This window comes from Pantoea sp. BRR-3P, from assembly GCF_039621635.1.
Taxonomy (GTDB): Bacteria; Pseudomonadota; Gammaproteobacteria; order Enterobacterales; family Enterobacteriaceae; genus Pantoea; species Pantoea floridensis.
Genome location: NZ_CP155066.1, coordinates 393321 through 413741, shown reverse-complemented (window position 1 = coordinate 413741; position 20421 = coordinate 393321). Strand labels below are relative to the sequence as shown.

Annotated in this window: 20 protein-coding genes; 11 read left to right on the top strand and 9 right to left on the bottom strand. The window is 54.9% G+C overall.

Annotation, left to right across the window (positions count from 1 at the left end; all coding sequences use genetic code 11):
* Positions 1–35: 35 nt before the first annotated feature.
* On the bottom strand, positions 36–458 hold the full coding sequence (gene exbD, locus AAGR08_RS02045) for a TonB system transport protein ExbD (RefSeq protein ID WP_097096006.1): 423 nt from the start codon (positions 456–458) through the stop codon (positions 36–38).
* A gap of 5 nt (positions 459–463) precedes the next feature.
* Positions 464–1192, bottom strand: a complete 729-nt coding sequence (gene exbB / locus AAGR08_RS02040; protein WP_176519207.1) for a tol-pal system-associated acyl-CoA thioesterase — start codon at positions 1190–1192, stop codon at positions 464–466.
* A gap of 260 nt (positions 1193–1452) precedes the next feature.
* On the opposite strand from exbB, the gene metC reads away from it, so the two are divergent.
* Both metC and AAGR08_RS02030 read left to right on the top strand, forming a co-directional pair.
* The gene (gene metC / locus AAGR08_RS02035; RefSeq protein ID WP_345828271.1) at positions 1453–2643 is read left to right on the top strand and encodes a cystathionine beta-lyase; all 1191 of its coding nucleotides are present in this window, start codon (positions 1453–1455) and stop codon (positions 2641–2643) included.
* A 97-nt stretch (positions 2644–2740) separates the two neighbouring features.
* Positions 2741–3403 (top strand): DedA family protein, encoded by a 663-nt coding sequence (locus tag AAGR08_RS02030; protein WP_097096003.1) that lies wholly within the window; start codon positions 2741–2743, stop codon positions 3401–3403.
* On the opposite strand, the gene AAGR08_RS02025 is transcribed toward AAGR08_RS02030, so the two are convergent.
* On the bottom strand, positions 3404–4324 hold the full coding sequence (locus tag AAGR08_RS02025; protein WP_097096002.1) for an AraC family transcriptional regulator: 921 nt from the start codon (positions 4322–4324) through the stop codon (positions 3404–3406).
* 205 nt (positions 4325–4529) lie between these two features.
* Between AAGR08_RS02025 and dkgA the strand changes: the two genes are divergently transcribed.
* Positions 4530–5357 carry a 2,5-didehydrogluconate reductase DkgA gene (gene dkgA / locus AAGR08_RS02020; protein WP_097096001.1) on the top strand — a complete coding sequence of 276 codons (828 nt, stop codon included), beginning with the start codon at positions 4530–4532 and terminating at the stop codon, positions 5355–5357.
* A 62-nt stretch (positions 5358–5419) separates the two neighbouring features.
* Here the strand turns inward: dkgA and ftsP are convergent, their stop codons facing one another.
* The 3 genes from ftsP to parC all read right to left on the bottom strand — a co-directional run bounded on the left by ftsP (position 5420) and on the right by parC (position 10016).
* Positions 5420–6847: a cell division protein FtsP gene (gene ftsP, locus AAGR08_RS02015; protein WP_097096000.1), complete on the bottom strand. Its 1428-nt coding sequence runs from the start codon at positions 6845–6847 to the stop codon at positions 5420–5422.
* A gap of 119 nt (positions 6848–6966) precedes the next feature.
* The gene (locus tag AAGR08_RS02010) at positions 6967–7704 is read right to left on the bottom strand and encodes a 1-acylglycerol-3-phosphate O-acyltransferase (protein WP_097095999.1); all 738 of its coding nucleotides are present in this window, start codon (positions 7702–7704) and stop codon (positions 6967–6969) included.
* 41 nt (positions 7705–7745) lie between these two features.
* Entirely contained in the window at positions 7746–10016 is a 2271-nt protein-coding gene (parC, locus tag AAGR08_RS02005) for a DNA topoisomerase IV subunit A (RefSeq protein WP_345828268.1), read from the bottom strand.
* 407 nt (positions 10017–10423) lie between these two features.
* Here parC and AAGR08_RS02000 point away from each other — a divergent pair, with 407 nt between their 5' ends.
* The 8 genes from AAGR08_RS02000 (at position 10424) to AAGR08_RS01965 (ending at position 16902) form a co-directional block, all read left to right on the top strand.
* A complete protein-coding gene (locus tag AAGR08_RS02000) occupies positions 10424–11986 on the top strand; it encodes a transcription antiterminator (RefSeq protein WP_345828267.1) in 1563 nt (520 codons plus the stop codon).
* A 17-nt stretch (positions 11987–12003) separates the two neighbouring features.
* Positions 12004–12474, top strand: coding sequence for a fructose PTS transporter subunit IIA (locus AAGR08_RS01995; protein WP_097095996.1), 471 nt, complete (start codon positions 12004–12006; stop codon positions 12472–12474).
* 24 nt (positions 12475–12498) lie between these two features.
* Entirely contained in the window at positions 12499–12813 is a 315-nt protein-coding gene (locus tag AAGR08_RS01990; protein WP_008103372.1) for a fructose PTS transporter subunit IIB, read from the top strand.
* Between the two features lie 11 nt (positions 12814–12824).
* On the top strand, positions 12825–13916 hold the full coding sequence (locus AAGR08_RS01985) for a PTS fructose transporter subunit IIC (RefSeq protein WP_097095994.1): 1092 nt from the start codon (positions 12825–12827) through the stop codon (positions 13914–13916).
* A gap of 9 nt (positions 13917–13925) precedes the next feature.
* The gene (locus AAGR08_RS01980) at positions 13926–14774 is read left to right on the top strand and encodes a class II fructose-bisphosphate aldolase (RefSeq protein WP_345828265.1); all 849 of its coding nucleotides are present in this window, start codon (positions 13926–13928) and stop codon (positions 14772–14774) included.
* A gap of 127 nt (positions 14775–14901) precedes the next feature.
* Positions 14902–15762 carry a ketose-bisphosphate aldolase gene (locus AAGR08_RS01975; protein ID WP_097095992.1) on the top strand — a complete coding sequence of 287 codons (861 nt, stop codon included), beginning with the start codon at positions 14902–14904 and terminating at the stop codon, positions 15760–15762.
* A gap of 218 nt (positions 15763–15980) precedes the next feature.
* Complete coding sequence (locus tag AAGR08_RS01970; RefSeq protein ID WP_345828263.1) at positions 15981–16562, top strand: NAD(P)H-dependent oxidoreductase; 582 nt, start codon at positions 15981–15983, stop codon at positions 16560–16562.
* Positions 16563–16593: 31 nt separating this feature from the next.
* On the top strand, positions 16594–16902 hold the full coding sequence (locus AAGR08_RS01965) for a putative quinol monooxygenase (RefSeq protein ID WP_097095990.1): 309 nt from the start codon (positions 16594–16596) through the stop codon (positions 16900–16902).
* A 36-nt stretch (positions 16903–16938) separates the two neighbouring features.
* Here the strand turns inward: AAGR08_RS01965 and AAGR08_RS01960 are convergent, their stop codons facing one another.
* The 3 genes from AAGR08_RS01960 to yqiA are packed head-to-tail and all read right to left on the bottom strand — an operon-like array spanning position 16939 to position 20418.
* Positions 16939–17838, bottom strand: coding sequence for a LysR substrate-binding domain-containing protein (locus AAGR08_RS01960; RefSeq protein ID WP_097095989.1), 900 nt, complete (start codon positions 17836–17838; stop codon positions 16939–16941).
* Between the two features lie 56 nt (positions 17839–17894).
* On the bottom strand, positions 17895–19790 hold the full coding sequence (parE, locus tag AAGR08_RS01955; RefSeq protein ID WP_345828261.1) for a DNA topoisomerase IV subunit B: 1896 nt from the start codon (positions 19788–19790) through the stop codon (positions 17895–17897).
* A 46-nt stretch (positions 19791–19836) separates the two neighbouring features.
* Positions 19837–20418: an esterase YqiA gene (gene yqiA, locus AAGR08_RS01950; protein WP_097095987.1), complete on the bottom strand. Its 582-nt coding sequence runs from the start codon at positions 20416–20418 to the stop codon at positions 19837–19839.
* Between the last annotated feature and the right edge of the window lie 3 nt (positions 20419–20421).

The following is a 20421-nucleotide window of genomic DNA, read 5'->3' as shown; positions in this document are numbered from 1 at the left end:
ATGGCGACCCTACGAGAAGGTTGGGTGAGATTAGCTTACTTCTTCACCGTTTCCATGCCCATCAACCCAATTTTCAGGTAACCGGCTTCGCGCAGCTGATCCATTACGCTCATCAGCGTGGCGTAATCCACGGATTTATCCGCCTGGAAGAAAATGGTGGTGTCTTTGTTGCCTTCTGTTTGAGCCGTCAGCGCATTTACCAGCGTCTCTTTCGTCACCGCATCGTTACCGATATAAATCTGCTTGTCTTCCTTGATGGAGAGATAAACCGGTTTTTCCGGACGCGGCTGAGGCGCGCTGGTGGAAGCGGGCAGATTCACGCGTACATCCACCGTCGCCAATGGCGCGGCAACCATAAAGATGATCAGCAAAACCAACATGACGTCGATAAACGGCGTCACGTTGATTTCATGCATTTCGCCATCGCCTACCGAATCATCGTTTAAACGCATCGCCATAATACTTATCCTACGCGCAGTTTCTGTGCCGCTGCCGGACGGTTGGCTTCTTTTGCGGTATCAACGTTGCCGAGGTCAAGGTCGCGGCTCTGCAGCAGCATGACCTGAGCGGCCACATCGCCCAGCGAGGCTTTGTAGCTGGCAATCATACGTGCGAAGACGTTATAGATAACCACCGCAGGAATCGCCGCAACCAGACCAATGGCGGTTGCCAGCAGCGCTTCCGCGATACCCGGCGCAACCACAGCAAGGTTGGTGGTTTGCGTTTTAGCGATACCGATGAAGCTGTTCATGATGCCCCATACGGTACCGAACAGGCCGATAAACGGTGCGACCGAACCGATGGTGGCGAGGAAGCCATTGCCGCGACCGGCATGACGGCTGAAGGCCGCAACGCGACGGTCCAGACGGAAGCTGGTGCGCTCTTTAATGCCGTCGAGATCTTCAGTGCCGGCTGACAGCTCCAGCTCATTCTGCGCATCATTGAGCAACACAGCGCTGTGGCTGTTGCCTTTGAAGTTTTCAGCAGCACGGTACGCATCGTTTAACGATCGGGCTTCGCCCAGCGCCTGCTGTTCGCGCTTCAGGCGACGTTTCGCCCCGCTCAGCTCAGCAAACTTACCGAAGAAAATCGCCCAGGTGACGACAGACGCCATTAACAGGCCAATCATCACAATCTTTACCACGATATCGGCATGCTGATACATGCCCCAAACGGAGAGATCCGTTTGCATCAAATCACTGGCTACCACGCTGCATCTCCAACTTCTGTTGCACAGTTCACGATTGAAGCGCGGATCATAGCAAAAAAAGCGCCCGAAGTGATAGTGGTTCTCATTACTATTTACAAAGCAAAGATGTCATTTATTTCCACCATTTAGCTGACGTTATGCACAATACTGGCCTCACTCTGATAATCCGCATTCAGGCTCAACCCACTACGCTGATTCGTGGTAACGTGGATGTTTTGTGGGAAATGTCAGGTAAGGCAGTGATGGCAACGAAAAAAATAGACACCACGCTTGTCAGCGCGGGACGCAGCAAACGTTACACTCAGGGCTCAGTTAACAGCGTGATTCAACGCGCTTCCTCACTGGTTTTTGATACGGTCGCCGACAAAAAACGCGCCACCGCCGGTCGCGCTAAAGGCGAACTGTTTTATGGCCGCCGCGGCACCCTCACCCATTTCTCGCTGCAGGATGCCATGACCGAGCTGGAAGGCGGCGCGGGTTGTGTGCTCTATCCATGTGGTGCCGCAGCGGTATCGAATGCCATCTTGTCCTTCGTGGAAGCCGGTGACCATATTCTGGTAAGCGGTGCGGTCTACGAACCGACGCAGGATTTCTGCTCAAAAATTCTTAGCAAGCTGAATGTCGCTACCACCTATTTCGATCACTGCATCGGCAGCGAAATCGGTGAGCTGGTTCAGCCTAATACGCGCGTGGTCTTCCTCGAATCGCCGGCTTCCATCACCATGGAAGTGCAGGATATCCCGGCGATTGTGGCTGCGGTGCGCGCGAAAGCGCCAGACGCGATCATCATGATCGATAATACCTGGGCGGCGGGCGTATTGTTTAACGCGCTGGAGCATGGCATTGATATTTCGATCCAGGCCGGCACCAAATACATTATTGGGCACAGCGATGCGATGATTGGCACCGCCGTGGCGAATGAGCGCTGCTGGGCGCAGCTGCGCGAGAATTCGTATCTGATGGGCCAGATGGTCGATGCCGATACCGCCTATATGGCGAGCCGAGGCCTGCGTACGCTAGGGACGCGCCTGCGTCAGCACGAAGAGAGCGGATTGCAGGTAGCCGAGTGGCTGGCCGCGCAGCCGGAAGTGGCGCGCGTTAATCACCCGGCGCTGGCCCAGTGTAAAGGCCACGCATTCTGGCAGCGCGACTTCAGCGGCAGCAGCGGTCTGTTCTCTTTCATCCTGCATGAAAAATTAAGTCGTGAGCAGCTGGCAAACTACCTCGATCACTTCCACCATTTCAGCATGGCTTATTCATGGGGCGGCTATGAATCACTGATTCTGGCCAATCAGCCTGAGGAACTGGCGGCGATTCGTCCGGCGGGTGGCGTCGATTTTGACGGCACCTTAGTCCGTTTGCACATCGGCCTTGAGCATGTGGATGACCTGCTGAATGACTTAAAAGCCGGCTTTGCTCGCTTAAAAAATTAAACAGAACATAAACCACGCTGTGGTGACGATGAGAGATCAACGAATGCCATGCCACAGAAGGTTAAAATAGAATCCTTGTGACTCGATGGAATAGCTGATGGGTGTTTTACATGAGATTGTCCAGGCGCTTTGGCATCAGGATTTTGCCGCGCTGGGTAATCCGGATGTCGTGTGGATTGTCTACGGCGTGATGTTTTTGACGCTGTTTCTGGAAAACGGTTTATTGCCCGCCTCGTTTCTGCCGGGTGACAGCTTGCTGTTACTGGCGGGTGCGATGGTGGCGAAAGGTGTGATGGATTTCGTGCCGACCATTGTGATTCTAACCACCGCGGCCAGCCTTGGCTGCTGGCTGAGCTATCTGCAAGGCCGCTGGTTGGGCAACACCAAACTGGTGAAAAGCTGGTTATTACATTTACCGGCGCAATATCACCAGCGCGCGTGGAATATGTTTGATCGTCATGGCCTGATGGCGCTGCTGGTGGGCCGCTTCCTCGCCTTTGTGCGCACGCTGCTGCCGACCATGGCGGGCATTTCCGGTTTGAAAAACGGCCGCTTTCAGCTGTTTAACTGGCTCAGCGGCCTACTGTGGGTGGGGATTGTGGTGACGTTGGGCTACGGCATCAGCCACGTGCCTTTTATCAAGCGCCACGAAGATCAGGTGATGGCTATCCTGATGATCCTGCCCATCGCGCTGCTGTTTATCGGCCTTGCCGGCAGCATTGTGGTGATTTGGAAAAAACGCCGCCAGAAAGTCTCGTGATTACGACGCGGCGTCAAACGGTAATACCGGTACGGTTTGACGCACGCGGCTCGCCTCCTCTCCCGGCGTCACGCCGAAATAGCGCTTAAATTCCCGCGAAAATTGCGACGGGCTTTCATAGCCCACGCGCACCGCTGCCGCGCTGGCTTTCATGCCATCCTGCAGCATCATCAGACGCGCCTGATGCAGGCGATAGCGTTTGAGATACTGTAGCGGCGAAGTTTGCGTTACCGCTTTGAAGTTGTGATGAAATGCCGAAATGCTCATGTTCACCTCGGCCGCCAGCATGTCTACGCTGAGGCTTTCGGCAAAGTTGTTTTCGATGCGACGTAACGCGCGAGCAATTTGGCTGAACTGCGTCTGACGATTCACCAGCGACAGCAGCGCGCCGCCAATGGGACCGATTAATACGTAATAGATGATTTCGCGGACCAGCTGCGGGCCGAGCACGCGGGCATCACGCGGATTGTTCATGACATCCAGCAAGCGCTCAGCGGCGCAGAGCATCTCATCACTCATGAACGCCGAGTGAATACCTGACGTTTGCGCCTGCGGCTGGAACTGCTCGTCATCACCAATATCCATCAGCAAATCCTGCAGACTGGCGATATCGACGCTCAAACACATGCCCGCCAGCGGCTCTTCCAGCGTGGCTTCGGTTTCACACTCCACCGGCAGCGGCACGGTGAGCATCAAATATTTGGTGGCGTCGTAGTGAAAGACGGTGCTGCCGAGATAACCGGTTTTGCGCCCCTGAAAAAGAATCACAATGCCGGGCTGATACATCATTGGCGTGCGCGGCAAGGTTTCGCAGGCATAGATTAACCGCACGTTTTCTACTGCGCACAGCGGCTTATTCAGGTCGCTCATCAAAGCAACCACGCGCTGCGCCAGCTGGCGACAAAGGACGTCGTTGGACATGGTTCTCTCACTGGCAGCCAAAAACGCAGTGTGCCGTAACGCTGCTCAAAACTCCATCATGCCGGAGAATCAGGCAAGATTTTTGCAGAAATCGCCCAGGCAAAAGTGCTGCTCGCTTGCCACAATGATCCGCAGGCAAGGTTTGTTGACTAGACTTAAGCACATCTTTTCTACGGTAAGTCACTGCAACTGATAAGGAGCAATTATGGCAGAGCAACCCATCATTAAATTGCGCGACGGCAACATGATGCCGCAGCTTGGCCTTGGCGTTTGGCAAGCAAGCATTGAAGATGCGCGCAACGCGATACTGGAAGCGTTGAAAGTCGGCTATCGCTCCATCGATACCGCGGCCATCTATAAAAATGAGGAAGCGGTAGGACAGGCGCTGCAGGATACTGACGTGGCGCGCGAAGACATTTTTATCACCACCAAGCTGTGGAATGACGACCAAACCAACTGGCAGCAGGCGATAGAAACCAGCCTGCAAAAGTTACAGCTGGAGCAGGTCGATTTGTATCTGATGCACTGGCCGTGCCCGGAGAAAGATAACTACGTCGACGCCTGGAAAGGGATGATTGAGCTGCAGCAGCAGGGCTTAACCAAAAGCATCGGCGTGTGTAATTTCCACGAGACGCATCTCAAGCGTTTGATCGACGAAACCGGCGTAACACCGGTGGTGAACCAGGTGGAGCTGCATCCAATGCTGCAACAGCGCACGCTGCATGCGTGGAATGCGCTGCACCAGATTCAAACCGAATCCTGGAGTCCGCTGGCGCAGGGCGGCAAAGGCGTGTTTGATCAGGAGATCATCCGCGAGCTGGCGAAGAAGTACGGTAAGACGCCCGCACAGATCGTTATCCGCTGGCATCTGGATAGCGGTTTAGTGGTGATTCCTAAGTCGATCACCCCGGAACGTATCCGCGAGAATTTCCAGGTGTTTGATTTCAGGTTAGATAAGACTGAGGTGAGTGAGATCAGTAAGCTGGATAGCGGGAATCGTCTGGGACCGGATCCGGATGCGTTTAACGGCTAGCGTTTTGAAAAGGTCGCCATGAATGGCGACCCTACGGTGCGCATACATGCGCACCGTTTTAATTAAGACGTAGGATTCACCAATAACTGCCCCGCCGTACCGCGATCCGCCATCTCTAGCGCCTGGCTGTAATAGACAAACGGGAAGTGATCCGACGAACTCTGCGGGAAGCTCACCAGCAGCTCAACGCTGCCATCCACCCACACGGTATCTTTCCAGCCGCGATCTTCACCCATCGGCTGCGCACCATTCACATTCTTAATCAGGAACATCACGCCCTGAATATGCAGTGATTGCGGACGATCGGCGTGAATAATCCAGCGCTCAAACGTACCTTGCTGCACGGTGGTGTCAATTCGATTCATATCCCACAGCACGCCGTTAATACCCGGCTCGCTGTCACCAATGCGGAATTCACGCGTGCGTACCGCTACGCCGTCGAGAATCTGATCCGCCAGCAAACGCATTGGCAGATTATCCGTCACCAGTGGCAACAAACCGGTTGGGCGCAAGCTTAGCACCAGCGTGTTGGTCAGAATCGATGACGGCTCAAACAGGCCGCGCAGGCGATCCATAATGCCCGCCGCCGTGCCGGCCGTAATCGAGACTTCATCCCCCTGCGACATGTCTACCAACACTTCACGACGTTCGCCCGGCGCCAGTGACAGCAGCTGTACCGCAACCGGTGCAGGCAAGAACCCTTGATCGCTGGCGATTACCGTAAAGGGACGATTATCGGAGAAGCTAAGATCGAAACGGCGCGCGTTCGAGCCATTTAGCAGGCGCAGGCGCACCCAGCCGCGAGACACTTCCACATAGGGATTTTGTACCCCATTCACCAGCAGCACGTCGCCAATAAAACCGCCGTTGGACGGTGGGTTGTAAACCGGCGTGGCGAAATTATCGAGGCGCTTGTCCTGAATGATCAGCGGGAAATCATCGACACCGTAATGCTTCGGCAAAGGCAACGACTTGCTGACATCATCTTCAACCAGCCACATGCCTGCCAGGCCATTGTAGACGTGCGGCGCCATGCGGTTTGGCGTGTTGGCGTGATACCACAGCGTGCCTGCACCCTGGCGAATCGGCAGCACTGGCGCCCAATCCGCGCCGGCGGACATCAGGCGCGGTGCGCCGCCCATCAAGGCGCCAGGCACCTGCAAACCGCTAACGGTCATGGATACCGGCTCGTTGAGGCGGTTGCTGTAAATCAGCTTCACATCATCGCCGCTGTAAACGCGCACCGTTGGGCCGAGGTACATACCGTTAATGCCCCACACCGGAACTTTGTTACTGTTGCCGCTAAATGACCAGTGGCTGCGCTGCAAGGTTAAAAACAGCGGCTGTCCGCGACGTGATTCAATCAGCGGAGGAATCGGAAGCGGCGTGTCGCCGATGGGCGCGGCAGCGCGGGCGGCGTAAGGCATAGCACCGGAAGCCAGTGCGATACCGGCAGATAGCTGAATAAACTGACGTCTGCTGCAAGACATAAAACTTCAGACCTTTTGAGCGTGGCGTGAAGACGCCGTGTCCATGTTGTTCTAATTAATTATTAGTTGCTGTGCTGCTTAAGAACGGGGCAGATGATCATCTGCCCCATTTTTGCTGGTCAGAGTTTACCGTTTTTTTCGCGCTCGGCGACTTCAGCGTTCAATTCTTCCAGTTTAGCCGACATTAATTCACGGCAGTGCGTGGCGAGCTTGCGCACCGAGGTGGTGGCAAACTGCGACGTATCGACCGGCGGCAGCATCTCAACAATCACCAGGCCGTTATTCCAGCGGTTCAGTTTGATCTTGTCATGAGTGTTGGAGACCACGATCGGAATGATCGGTACGCCAGCCGCCACCGCCGCATGAAACGCGCCGGTTTTGAACGGCAGCAGACCACGACCACGGCTGCGCGTCCCTTCCGGGAACATCCAGAACGAGATGCGCTTTTTGTTGAACTGATTGACCAACTCACTGATGGTGCCGTGCGCTTTAGAGCGATTATCCCGATCAATCAGCAAGTTACCGGTTAGCCAATACAGCTGGCCAAAAAACGGAATCCACAGCAGGCTTTTCTTGCCGACGGTGACCGTTGTTGGCTGCACAATTTTGGCTGCGGTGATCATGTCGTAGTTGTTCTGATGGTTGGCGATGTAGATCGCGTTTCCGTAATGCGCGGCTTCTGGCGGCTTACGCAATTCCACTTTGACGCCAAACACCGTCGACAGACGACCCAGCATATGGCCGAACGTCGCCACGTGACGCGGATTACGCGGTGAAAACAGACACCAGATAATGCCGATAATACTCACCACAATCGAATAAACAATAACAATAATTGCGCGTAAAATTAGTAACATAGATTCCTCAAATTGGGCATTCCATCCCCTGAACTAAAGCGTTACTCTTCGCTCGCGTCGGCTTTTGGACGCGCTGGTGCATTCACTTCTACGCTATCGATGCGTTGCAGCCCGCGCGCGATGCTGCCGCGACGACCGCGATCGGCACGTACTTTCTGCAGATCTTCATCACGCATAATCAGCTTACGTTTGCCGACATAGACGGTGATGGAAGCGCCCGGTGGCAGAATCAGCAGCCACTGGAGTTTGTCGGTGCCGGCAGCGATATCCGCTGACGGAATCGAGATGATTTTGTTGCCCTTGCCTTTCGACATTTGCGGCAGATCGCCGACCGGGAACATCAACATCCTTCCAGCCTGGGTAATCGCCAGCAGCATGTCATCGCCGGAATGCACCGCCATTGGCGTCATCACTTTAGCGTTTTCCGGCAGCGTCAGCAGCGCTTTACCGGCGCGATTGCGCGAAACCAGGTCGGCAAAGGTACAGATAAAGCCGTAGCCCGCATCTGATGCCATCAGCAGTTTCTGATCGTCGGGTTCCATCAGCACCTGCTCAATCACCGCGCCCGGCGGTGGCGTCAGTTTGCCGGTAAGCGGCTCGCCTTGTCCGCGTGCTGACGGCAAGGAGGTGGGATCCAGCGTATAGCTGCGTCCGGTGGAGTCGATAAAGGCCACCGGCTGATTACTCTTACCGCGCGCGGCAGCCAGATAGCTGTCACCCGCTTTGTAGCTCAAGCCCGCGGGATCGATATCGTGGCCTTTGGCGCTGCGCACCCAGCCCATCTGCGACAGCACGATAGTGACTGGCTCGGCGCTCACCAGCTCGGTTTCACTTAGCGCTTTCGCCTCTTCACGTTCGTGCAGCGGTGAACGGCGATCGTCGCCGTAGGTTTGGCTATCGGCCAGCAGCTCTTTCTTCATCAGGTTGCTCATCTTGCGCTCGGACGCCAGAATTGCCTGCAGCTGGTCACGCTCTTTTTCCAGTTCCGCTTGCTCACCGCGAATCTTCATCTCTTCCAGTTTGGCGAGATGACGCAGTTTTAACTCAAGAATGGCTTCGGCCTGGGTTTCGCTGATCTCAAAGCGCGACATCAGCACCGGCTTCGGCTCATCCTCATTACGAATGATGTGGATCACTTCATCAATGTTGAGGAAAGCCACCAACATACCTTCAAGGATATGCAGGCGGCGCAACACGCGATCCAGGCGATAGTTGAGGCGGCGCGTCACGGTCGCGCGACGGTACACCAACCATTCCGACAGAATTTCCAGCAGGTTTTTCACTGCCGGACGGTTATCCAGCCCAATCATATTCAGGTTAACGCGATAGCTTTTTTCCAGATCGGTGGTGGCAAACAGATGATTCATCACCTGCTCCAAATCAACACGATTGGAGCGCGGCACAATCACCAGCCGCGTCGGGTTCTCGTGGTTAGATTCATCGCGCAGATCTTCCACCATCGGCAACTTCTTGTTGCGCATCTGGTTAGCGATTTGCTCCAGCACGCGCGCGCCAGAAACCTGATGCGGCAGCGCGGTGATCACCACGTCGCCATCTTCCTTTTTCCACACCGCACGCTGGCGAATGGAACCGCGACCGCTTTCATAGATCTTACGGATTTCGCTGCGTGGCGTGATGATTTCGGCCTCGGTCGGATAATCCGGGCCTTGCACAATCTCCAGCAGCTCATTCAGCGTGGTATTCGGGCTATCGATCAGTTTAACCGCGGCTTCAGCCACTTCGCGCAGGTTGTGCGGCGGAATGTCGGTTGCCATACCCACGGCAATGCCGGTGGTGCCGTTCAGCAGAATGTTGGGCAGGCGTGCCGGCAACATTTTCGGTTCCTGCAAGGTACCGTCAAAGTTGGGGATGTAATCAGACGTGCCCTGACCGAGTTCACCCAGCAGGATTTCAGCGTATTTTGACAGGCGCGATTCGGTGTAACGCATCGCGGCGAAAGATTTCGGATCGTCGGGTGCGCCCCAGTTTCCCTGGCCATCTACCAGCGGATAGCGATAGGAGAACGGCTGCGCCATTAACACCATCGCTTCATAGCAGGCGCTATCGCCATGCGGATGGTATTTACCCAGCACGTCACCCACGGTACGCGCCGATTTTTTGAATTTGGCACTGGCATTCAGGCCCAATTCAGACATGGCATACACAATGCGGCGCTGCACTGGCTTGAGACCGTCGCCGATATACGGCAACGCACGGTCCATGATCACGTACATGGAGTAGTTCAGGTACGCGTTTTCCGTAAACTTGTGCAGGGCTAGACGCTCTGCACCATCCTGCGTCAATTCGCTCATTAAGATCGCATCCTCACTTCGTGGCCCGCAACGACGGGTCATCCGGCGCTCATTTGGCGAGGATATTACCTTATTCGTGCGATTTAGTCACAAAGAAGCCGGTGCAGCGAAAAGATTCCTGCGGCGCTAAATAACGTGATATCGCTTAGAAAAATAAAAGGGGATGCGAGCGACATCACACTTAATATCGCCAATGTTATGTGAGCAAGCTCGCAATTAATTTCCTTTTTCGTTTTGCATATTAATTATGTCCTGTCACGCGGACAACATTTAGTATTGTTGCTTACGCCTGACTCTCCTAAATTCATACTCCACAAGACCCACACTTTTGCGCTTCTGATTTCTGGCATGGAATAAATATAAACATCACGTCGCCATTAACGTATTGCCAAAATAAGGGTGAACGCATGCAAATACTGACTTCACGACAACACCGATTAGTAAAATTGCTGCTGCATCATGCCGCTCCGCAGCCCAGTAAAGCGTTAGCGTTACAGCTTGGCGTGTCTGAGAAAACCATTCAGCGCGATTTACAGTGGCTTGAGAGCTGGCTCAGCAACTGGTCGCTGCAGCTGGAAAAAATGCCGGGACGCGGCGTACGCCTGCGGGTGGATGATATCCAACTGCGCTTGCAGCTTGAGCAGCAGCTTACCGGCGATGAGAGCAGCGCCGAAGCGCTCAGCCACAATAGCCGAAGAGTGAAGATTGCCTCGCAGTTATTGAGTGATGCGCCGCGCGCCACCTCAATCAGCAAGCTTTCGGAACGCTACTTTATTAGCCATGCGTCTATCGTGAACGATCTGAAGGTGATTGAAGAGTGGCTGCAACCGCTGGGGTTAACTTTACAGCGCGGCCCCAGCGGCACCCATATTGAAGGCAATGAGCAGATGCTACGCCAGGCGATGGTGTCGCTGATTAATGATGTGATGCAGCAAAATGTCGCTGGTACACCGCTGCTGCCGCGGCTCGATCCCGGTAGTCAGCAGGCGCTGGTGCACTATTTTGGTGATGAAGATGTGGCGTTTGTGCAGCGGCTCCTTAAGCACATGGAGCAGCAGCTGAGTTATCCGCTGGGCGATGCGTGGTATCTCAACCTGTGCACTCATATTCTGATCATGATGCATCGAATGGCGCAGGGTAATGCACTGGCGCTGGAAACGCTAACCAGCGCGCACGATCTCGATCAGCGCATTCTCACTATTGCGCAGCACATGGTGACGCAGATTGAGCAACGGATGTGCTGCGCGCTGCCAGCGGATGAAGTGGGCTTTATTTATCAATATATCGTTTCGTCCGGCATTGTCGTGGAAGAACGCGGTGACAATACGCCGCTACATAATCAATTTTCCACTGCGGAATCAGTAAAAATCACCTGTGAATTGATCGATCGCTTTTCATCTTTTATTCAGCAGGACTTAGCGCAAGACCGTTTATTATTTGAAGGATTATTGGTTCATATAAAGCCCTTATTAAATCGACTCAAATACCATATTCATATTCGTAATCCGCTGCTGGAGGATATTCAGCAGGAAATGAAAGAAATATTTTCCCTGACTAAACAGGCGATGCAATTAACCGCGCGCAGCCAGGGACTTTCATCGGTGGCGGATGACGAAATAGGCTATTTGTGTGTGCATTTCCAGGCCGCGCTGGAGCGGCAAATCGCCCATAAACGCATCCTGGTGGTGTGCTCCAGCGGGGTGGGTACATCGCATTTGCTCAAGAGCCGCATCCTGCGCGCCTTCCCGGATTGGGAAATTGTTGGCGTGGTATCGGCCAGCAATCACGCGGCTTTCTGCCAGCACCAAACGGTGGATCTGGTGATTACCACCATTCACCTCAACGCCGCGGCAATTCCGTCGGTGTATGTCAGTGCCTTCTTTAACGATGACGATATTCGGCGGGTGACTGACGCCATGATTGGCAGCCAGCTACCTGACGGCGCGTCCTGCGCGTTGGCTGAACATTAATTGAATGAGGATTCACCATGGATATTTCCCGCATTCTCACGCCACGCCGCGTTAACCTAGCGCTAACCGCCACCAGCAAAGAAGAAGCGATTCATGAGCTGACCGATTTGCTCTACCACGATGGTGCCATCAGCGATCGCGCCGCATTTATCGAAGATGTCTGGCTGCGCGAGGCCGAAGGTTCCACCGGCTTCGAAAATCACATCGCCATCCCGCACGGTAAATCTGCGGCGGTGAAGCACACCACGCTTGCCATCGGCCGCACCCAGCACGACATTCCGTGGGAAACGCTGGATGGCAGCCAGGTGCGCTGCATCATCCTGTTCGCCGTGCGGCTGGAAGATCAGAACACCACCCATATTCGCCTGTTGTCGCAGGTGGCCAGCGCGCTGGCCGATGATGAGGTGATAGCCCAACTGCTGGTAGAAAACGATCCCAGCAATATCATCCGGCTGTTTAGTCAGTACGCCGAAACCGATCTCTGTTAACACCCTAACGCTTTGAGGTGACACATGAATATCGTCTGTGTAGCAGCCTGCACGGCAGGCATCGCGCATACCTATATTGCGCGCGAGAAACTGATCAAAGGCGCGCACGCGCTGGGCCACACCATCCACGTGGAAACGCAGGGCACTATTGGCACCGAAACCGCGCTGACGCAGGAGGACATTGCCGCCGCTGACGTGGTGATCCTTGCGGTCGACGTGAAGATCAAAGGCGAAGAGCGCTTCCAGGGCAAACCCATTGTGCGAGTGAAAACCGAAGTGGTGATTAAGTCACCGGTGAAATTCCTCGAAAAAGTGGCGGATTCACTGGCGCGCGCCTGAGGAGATCCATCATGAGTGATAACAAACGTCAGTACGGTCAGGAGATCAAAGGCCATCTGCTCACCGGTATTTCCTGGATGATCCCGCTGATCGTCGCCGCCGGGATCTGTATCGCCCTTGGGCAGGTGATCGGCGGGCCGGACGTCGGCAAACACACCGGCACCCTCGCCTGGATGCTTAATCAGATCGGCGGCTGGGGCATGGGCCTGATCGTACCGCTGATCAGCGCGGCGATCGCCTATTCGATCGCCGATCGTCCCGGCTTTGCGCCCGGCCTGATCGTCGGCTTTATCTGCGGCCAGATCGGCACCGGTTTTATTGGCGGCATTTTCGGGGGTTTCCTCGTCGGTTACACGGTGCTGCTGCTGCGCCGCACCATCAGGCTGCCGAAATCAATGCAGGGATTAATGCCGATTATGGTGCTGCCGGTGCTCAGCACCGTTATTGCCGGGCTACTGATGATGACCTTTATCGGCCAGCCGATTGTCTGGCTGCAAAAGGCGCTGATTGCGCTGCTGGAATCGATGCAGGGCGGCTCAAAGTTTGTGATGGGCGCGATTCTAGGCGCGATGGCCACCTTCGACTTCGGCGGACCGGTGAACAAAACCATGTCGCTGTTCGCCGACGGCATGCTGGTTGACGGCATTTACGGGCCGGAAGCGGTGAAGTTTGTCGGCTCAATGATTCCGCCATTCGGTATCACGCTGTCGTATCTGCTGAGCCGCAACAAGTACACCAAAGCGGAAAAAGAGGCGCTGAAAGCCGCCTTCCCGATGGGCATCTGCATGATTACCGAAGGGGTGATTCCGATTGCAGCACGTGACCTGTTCCGCGTGGTCGGCAGCTGTGTTGTGGCCTCGGCCATCGCCGGTGGGTTGATTATGGTGTGGGGCGTGGGCGCACCGGTGCCGCACGGCGGGATGTTTGTGGTGCCGCTGTTCAATAAACCCTGGCTGTTCTGCTTAGCGCTCGGCATCGGCACCACGGTGTGCGGCGTGATGCTGTCGGTGCTGAAAAAACCGGTTACCCAAGCGGATGAAGAGTTCGATGACGTGGAAGCACCCGGCGTCCGCGATGAAGAGATCAAATTCACTCTGGAATAAGGAGCCACTATGTTTGCCATGATGAATGACCTGATTCAGGCCGCTGCCCAACAGCGCTACGCGGTGCTGGCGATCAACTGCTTCAACCTTGAAACCGCGCGTGCCGCCATTCAGGCCGCTGAGCAGCAGCGCGCCCCGCTGATTCTGAATGTTTACCAGGGACATAGCGCGCACTTTCCGCCGGCGATTGCGGTGCCATTGGTAAAAGCGCTGGCCGAATCGGCTCGCGTGCCGGTGGCGCTGGCGCTCGATCACGGCAAAGCGTTTCCGCTGATTGGTCAGGCATTTCGCGCCGGCTTTACCGGACTGATGATTGATGCTTCATCTGAACCGCTGGCAGAAAACATTCGCCAGACTGCCGCCGTGGTGAAGATGGCACATACCGCGGGCGTTTGCGTGGAAGGCGAGCTCGGACATATCGCTGATGCGCCAACCTATGAACTGGCCGATGCCTCGGTGAAGATGACGCAGGTGGCGGACGTGCTGCCGTTTATCGAACAAACCCATATCGATCTGCTGGCGATTTCGGTCGGCACGGCGCACGGACTTTATCCGGCTGGGGTGAAGCCGAAGATCGATTTCCAGCGCTTAGAGGAGTTGCACGTGGTCTCCACCCGGCCGCTGGCGCTGCATGGCGGTTCAGGCACGCCCGCGGAGGATATTCGTCGCGTGAGCGAGTTTGGCGTCGCCAAGATCAACGTCGGTGCGGCGGTGTTTGAAGGCGGAAAAAGGGCCGTCGAACAGGCGCTAAAGCATCCCCACGCCGAGTTAGCCGATCTGCTTGGGCTCATGGAATCTGCCTGCCGTGAGGTGGTGGCTGAGTATCTGAGCTGGTCGGGATCGGCGGGCAAGGTTTAGCCATCGGTTGATTGGCGGTCGCCATGAATGGCGACCCTACATCGCATTATCAATTTCACATTCATATCCATCATCGGGTCGGCGCGCGCGTCGGCTCCGGTAAACATCACGCTGAGGAAAAATTAACATGTTGATTTCAATGAAAGAAATGTTGGCACCGACTCGTGAACACCGCTACGCGATTGGCGCATTTAACGTGGCGGACAGCTGCTTTATTCGCGCGGTAGTCGAAGAAGCCGAAGCCACGCATACGCCAGCCATCATCTCCATCCACCCGAGCGAGCTGGAGTTTGTCACTGACGAATTCTTTGGCTATGTGCGTGAACGTACGCTCAAGAGCAAGGTGCCTTTCACTATCCACCTCGATCACGGCGCCTCCATCGCTCAGGTGCTGCGCGCCATTCAGTGCGGTTTCACCTCGGTGATGATCGATGGTTCCCTGCTGCCTTATGAAGAGAACGTGGCGCTGACTAAAGAGGTGGTGAAGCTGGCGCATTCTGTAGGCGTTTCGGTGGAAGGTGAACTGGGCACCATTGGCGATACCGGAACGTCGGTAGAAGGCGGCGTAAGTAAGGTGATCTACACCGAACCGGCGCAGGCGGAAGATTTTGTACAGCGCACCGGCGTGGATACGCTGGCGGTGGCGATCGGCACCGCGCACGGCATCTACCCGAAAAATATGAAGCCAGAATTGCAGATGCATATCCTGAAAGACATTTCGCAGCGCCTCACCATCCCGCTGGTGCTACACGGCGGTTCGGCCAATCCAGATGCAGAGATCGCCGAAGCGGTGACGCTGGGCGTGGGTAAAATCAATATCTCTAGCGACATGAAATACGCCTACTTCGCTAAGCTGCGTGAGATTCTGGCGCGCGAAACCTGGTGGGATCCCAACGTGATTTACCCCGATGCCATCACTGCCGCGAAGGAAGTCATTCGCTACAAAATGAATCTGTTTGGTGGGTTGGGTAAGGCGAGTTTGTACTGATCGTTCTACTACCTTGTGCAATAAATTGCGCCGCTACAGAAAATACGAGTGTAGCGGCGCGGTTTATCGCGCATTTTTTTGCCATTCCGCTTGCTCGGATTGTTTCATAACCTGCCGCATTATTGCTTTTTTGGCAAAAGTGTTGTGATCAATCACGCATTTTTCTCTTTCCTGCGCGCGCGTAGAGTGTGCGCCATCAACGAGAAACGGAGCGAGTTATGAGCAATATTTTAATTATCGACGGCGGCAAAACCTTCGCCCATTCGAAAGGCGAGCTGAACCACACTTTGACAGAAGTTGCTGCCAGCCAGCTGCGCGACCTTGGCCACCAGGTGCAAGTGACCATTGCCGATAGCGATTATAATGTGGCAGAAGAAGTGCAAAAGTACCTCGATAGCGATGTGGTGATCTATCAGATGCCGGGTTGGTGGATGGGTGAGCCGTGGACCGTAAAAAAATACATTGATGATGTCTTCACCGAAGGCCACGGTTCACTGTATGCCAGCGATGGTCGTACGCGCAGCGATGCCGGTAAAAAATACGGTTCTGGCGGGTTAATCCAGGGCAAAAAATATATGCTGTCATTGACCTGGAATGCGCCGCTGGAAGCCTTTAACGATCCAGAGCAGTTCTTCGAAGGCGTTGGCGTGGATGGTTTGTATCTGCACTTCCACAAAGCCAATCAGTTCCTGGGGATGGACGCTTTGCCGACCTTTATCTGTAATGATGTGATTAAAATGCCGGACGTGCCGCGCGATATTGAACGTTATCGGACTCATCTCAGCCAGATCTTTGCTTAACTGTAAGCACCCAGGGAAAAGAGGAAGCACTATGTTAACCGTCGTTGCAGAAATTTGTGTGAAACCAGGCCGCCGCAAGGTCGTGCTGGATGCCATCAACAAACTGATTCCTACCGTGCTGGAAGAAGAGGGGTGCCATCAATACGATGCACTCGTCGATCACCAGGCGCAGGTGCCGTGGAAACAGAATTCGCCTGACTCTATTTTTATGCTGGAACAGTGGGAATCACTGCGTCATCTCGAGCAGCATCAGCAGATGCCGCACATGGATGCCCATCGCTCAGTGATTAAAGACGACGTGGTGGATGTGAAAATCCTCGTGCTGGAACCCGTGGGCTAATGCGCTTAGGCCTCTGCCCGGTGCAGAGGCTTTTTACTAAAGTAGCTGATTTTCTTCAATCTTCTCACGCAGAAAATCGAGAAAGCAGGTAATGCGCGACGTCAGAGATTGATTGCGGTAATAGACAGCATGAATCGGTAGACGAAGCTCACGCGTCTCCTGCTCCAGTACCTGCACCAGCTTTCCTCGCTCACGATCCTCACGACTGACAAAATCCGATAATCGTGCAATGCCCTGCCCGGCCAACGCCAGCTGACGTAACGTTTCGCCGCTTGACGCCGAGAGCGTCGGTTTTATCTGCAAAAACTCGCCTTCGCGCTGCCATACCGGCCAGATGTTATGCGCATCCAGCTGGCTAAAACCGAGCAGCTGGTGGCTGGACAAAGCGGCAACGCTCTCCGGTGCGCCATGCTGTTGCAAATAAGCCGGGCTGGCCACTAAACGCGTGGCGCTGCTGCCCAGCACGCGAGCGCGTAGCGTTGAATCACGCAGTTCCCCCACACGAATGGCAATATCGGTTTGCTGCTCCAGCAGATCGATCATGATGTCGTCGGTATTCAGTTCCAGCAGGATTTGTGGATAACGCTGACGGAACTCAGCCACCAGCGGCACAATCACATGCAGCATAAACGGCGCGTTGGCGTTTACCCGTAATCTTCCGGATGGGATCTCACGGCGCTGGGCGATCTGCTCTTCAGCTAGCTCGACGGCGGAGAGGATCTGGCGCGCATGATCGAGAAAAATCAGGCCTTCTTCCGTGAGCGCAAGGCGACGGGTAGTACGATGTAAAAGCGTGGTTTGTAACTTACCTTCGAGGCGGCTCAGCGCCCGACTGATACCTGAACTGGTTTGATCAAGCTGATCGGCAGCAGCGGTAATCGATCCGCTATCCACTACCGCTACCCAGGCGCGTAACTCTTCCAGTGTGATTTTCACGTTCCCTTCCCCGGCGAATAGCAAAATAATAAAGGACGCCGCAGCGCCCCTTATTGTTAGACTTCGAGGTCGGCTAAATCGCCTTTCTCTTGCAGCCAGTTACGGCGGTCTTCCGAACGTTTCTTCGCCAGCAACATATCCATAACGCGTAGCGTTTGCTCCACATCATCATCGCTCACCGTCAGCTGAACCAGACGACGCGTGTTGGGATCGAGCGTGGTTTCACGCAGTTGCAGCGGGTTCATTTCACCCAGGCCTTTAAAGCGCTGCACATTTGGCTTGCCTTTCTTGCGCTTCAGCTGCTCCAGCACGCCCTCTTTCTCATCCTCGTCCAGCGCGTAATAGACTTCCTTGCCGAGATCGATGCGATAGAGCGGTGGCATCGCCACATACACGTGGCCGTGCTGCACCAGCGAGCGGAAATGCTTCACAAACAGCGCACACAGCAAGGTCGCAATGTGTAAACCATCCGAGTCCGCATCCGCAAGGATACAGATCTTGCCGTAACGCAGCTGGCTCAGATCGTCGCTGTCGGGATCGATACCGATCGCCACAGAGATATCATGCACTTCCTGAGAGGCCAGTACTTCATCTGAAGAGACTTCCCAGGTATTGAGGATCTTACCTTTCAGCGGCATGATCGCCTGATATTCACGATCGCGCGCCTGTTTGGCCGATCCGCCGGCGGAATCCCCTTCCACGAGGAACAATTCCGTCTTGTTCAGATCCTGCGCGGTGCAGTCCGCTAGCTTGCCGGGCAATGCCGGCCCGCTGGTGAGTTTTTTACGCACGACCTTCTTCGCTGCACGCATACGGCGCTGGGCGCTGGAGATCGCCAGCTCGGCCAGCATTTCAGCTGCCTGCACGTTCTGGTTCAGCCACAGGCTAAAGGCATCTTTCACTACGGCTGAGACAAACGCCGCACACTGACGTGACGACAAGCGTTCTTTAGTCTGACCGGCAAATTGTGGATCCTGCATCTTCACCGACAGCACGTAAGCGCAGCGATCCCAGATATCTTCCGCTGAGAGCTTTACGCCGCGCGGCAGAATATTGCGGAATTCACAAAACTCGCGCATCGCATCCAGCAAACCCTGACGTAAGCCGTTGACGTGCGTGCCGCCTTGCATGGTCGGGATCAGGTTAACGTAGCTTTCTGTCAGCAGTTCACCGCCTTCCGGCAGCCACAGCAGCGCCCAATCTACTGCTTCAACATCGCCAGCAAAGCTGCCGACGAACGGTTTTTCCGGCAGCGTTGGCAGGCCATCGACCGCTTCGCAGAGGTAGTCAGTCAAACCATCCTGATACATCCACGTCTGTTCGGTGTCGTTAACCTTGTCTTTAAAGACAATCTCCACGCCTGGGCACAGCACGGCTTTGGCTTTTAACAGATGCGATAAGCGGGAAACTGAGAAGCGCGGGCTATCGAAGAAGCTGGCATCTGGCCAGAAATGCACGCTGGTGCCGGTATTACGTTTGCCAACGGTGCCGGTAACCGTAAGATCCTGTACTTTGTCGCCATTTTCAAAGGCGATCTGGTAGATTTCGCCGTTGCGGCGCACGGTGACTTCGACCCGCTTAGATAAGGCGTTAACCACCGAGATCCCCACGCCGTGTAGACCGCCGGAGAACTGATAGTTTTTATTGGAGAATTTGCCGCCCGCATGCAGCCGACAAAGAATCAGCTCAACCGCAGGCACGCCCTCTTCGGGATGGATATCCACCGGCATGCCACGCCCGTCATCAATCACTTCCAGCGACTGATCGGCATGAAGAATCACTTCCACGCGTTTAGCATGACCCGCCAGCGCCTCATCGACGCTGTTATCGATCACTTCCTGGCCTAGATGGTTCGGGCGCGTGGTATCGGTGTACATCCCCGGACGACGACGCACCGGTTCAAGGCCGGTCAGGACCTCAATGGCATCGGCATTATAGCTTGATTGGCTCATCGTAAATGTCTGATTAGCAATAAGAAAATGGCCCCACCTCGCGAAATTACTGAGCGTTTAATCCCAGAAAATCAATAATTTGTGCGAAATGGCGTTCGAATCCGATATAGGCATGATTGCCGCCCTCTTCAACCGTCTGGCGGCATGCGCTGTAATACTCCAGCGCCTGGCGATAGTCGAGTATTTCATCGCCGGTTTGTTGCAGCAACCAAAGTAAATCGGGCGCTTCAAGAGGGTCAATCTGCATGACTTTCAGATCGTAAATGTGGCGAGACTCTAACACATATTGCTGGCCGGTGTAGGGATTACGATTTTCCCCCAGATAATCCACCAGCAGCTCAAACGGGCGCACGGCGGGATTGACCACCACCGCGGGCAACATAAAACACTGCGACAGCCAGGTAGCAAAATAACCGCCGAGCGACGATCCTACCAACCCCAGCGGTTCACCCGCATATTGCATCACCAGATCTTCCAGCATACTGGCTGCTTCCGCCGGGAAAGCCGGCAGCTGTGGCACCATAACCTGAAGCTGCGGATGCCGCTCGCTGAGCCATTGTTGCAGCTGGGTGGCTTTCGCCGATTGCGGTGAACTGTTGAATCCATGCAGATAGATCAGCGCCGCCATCGC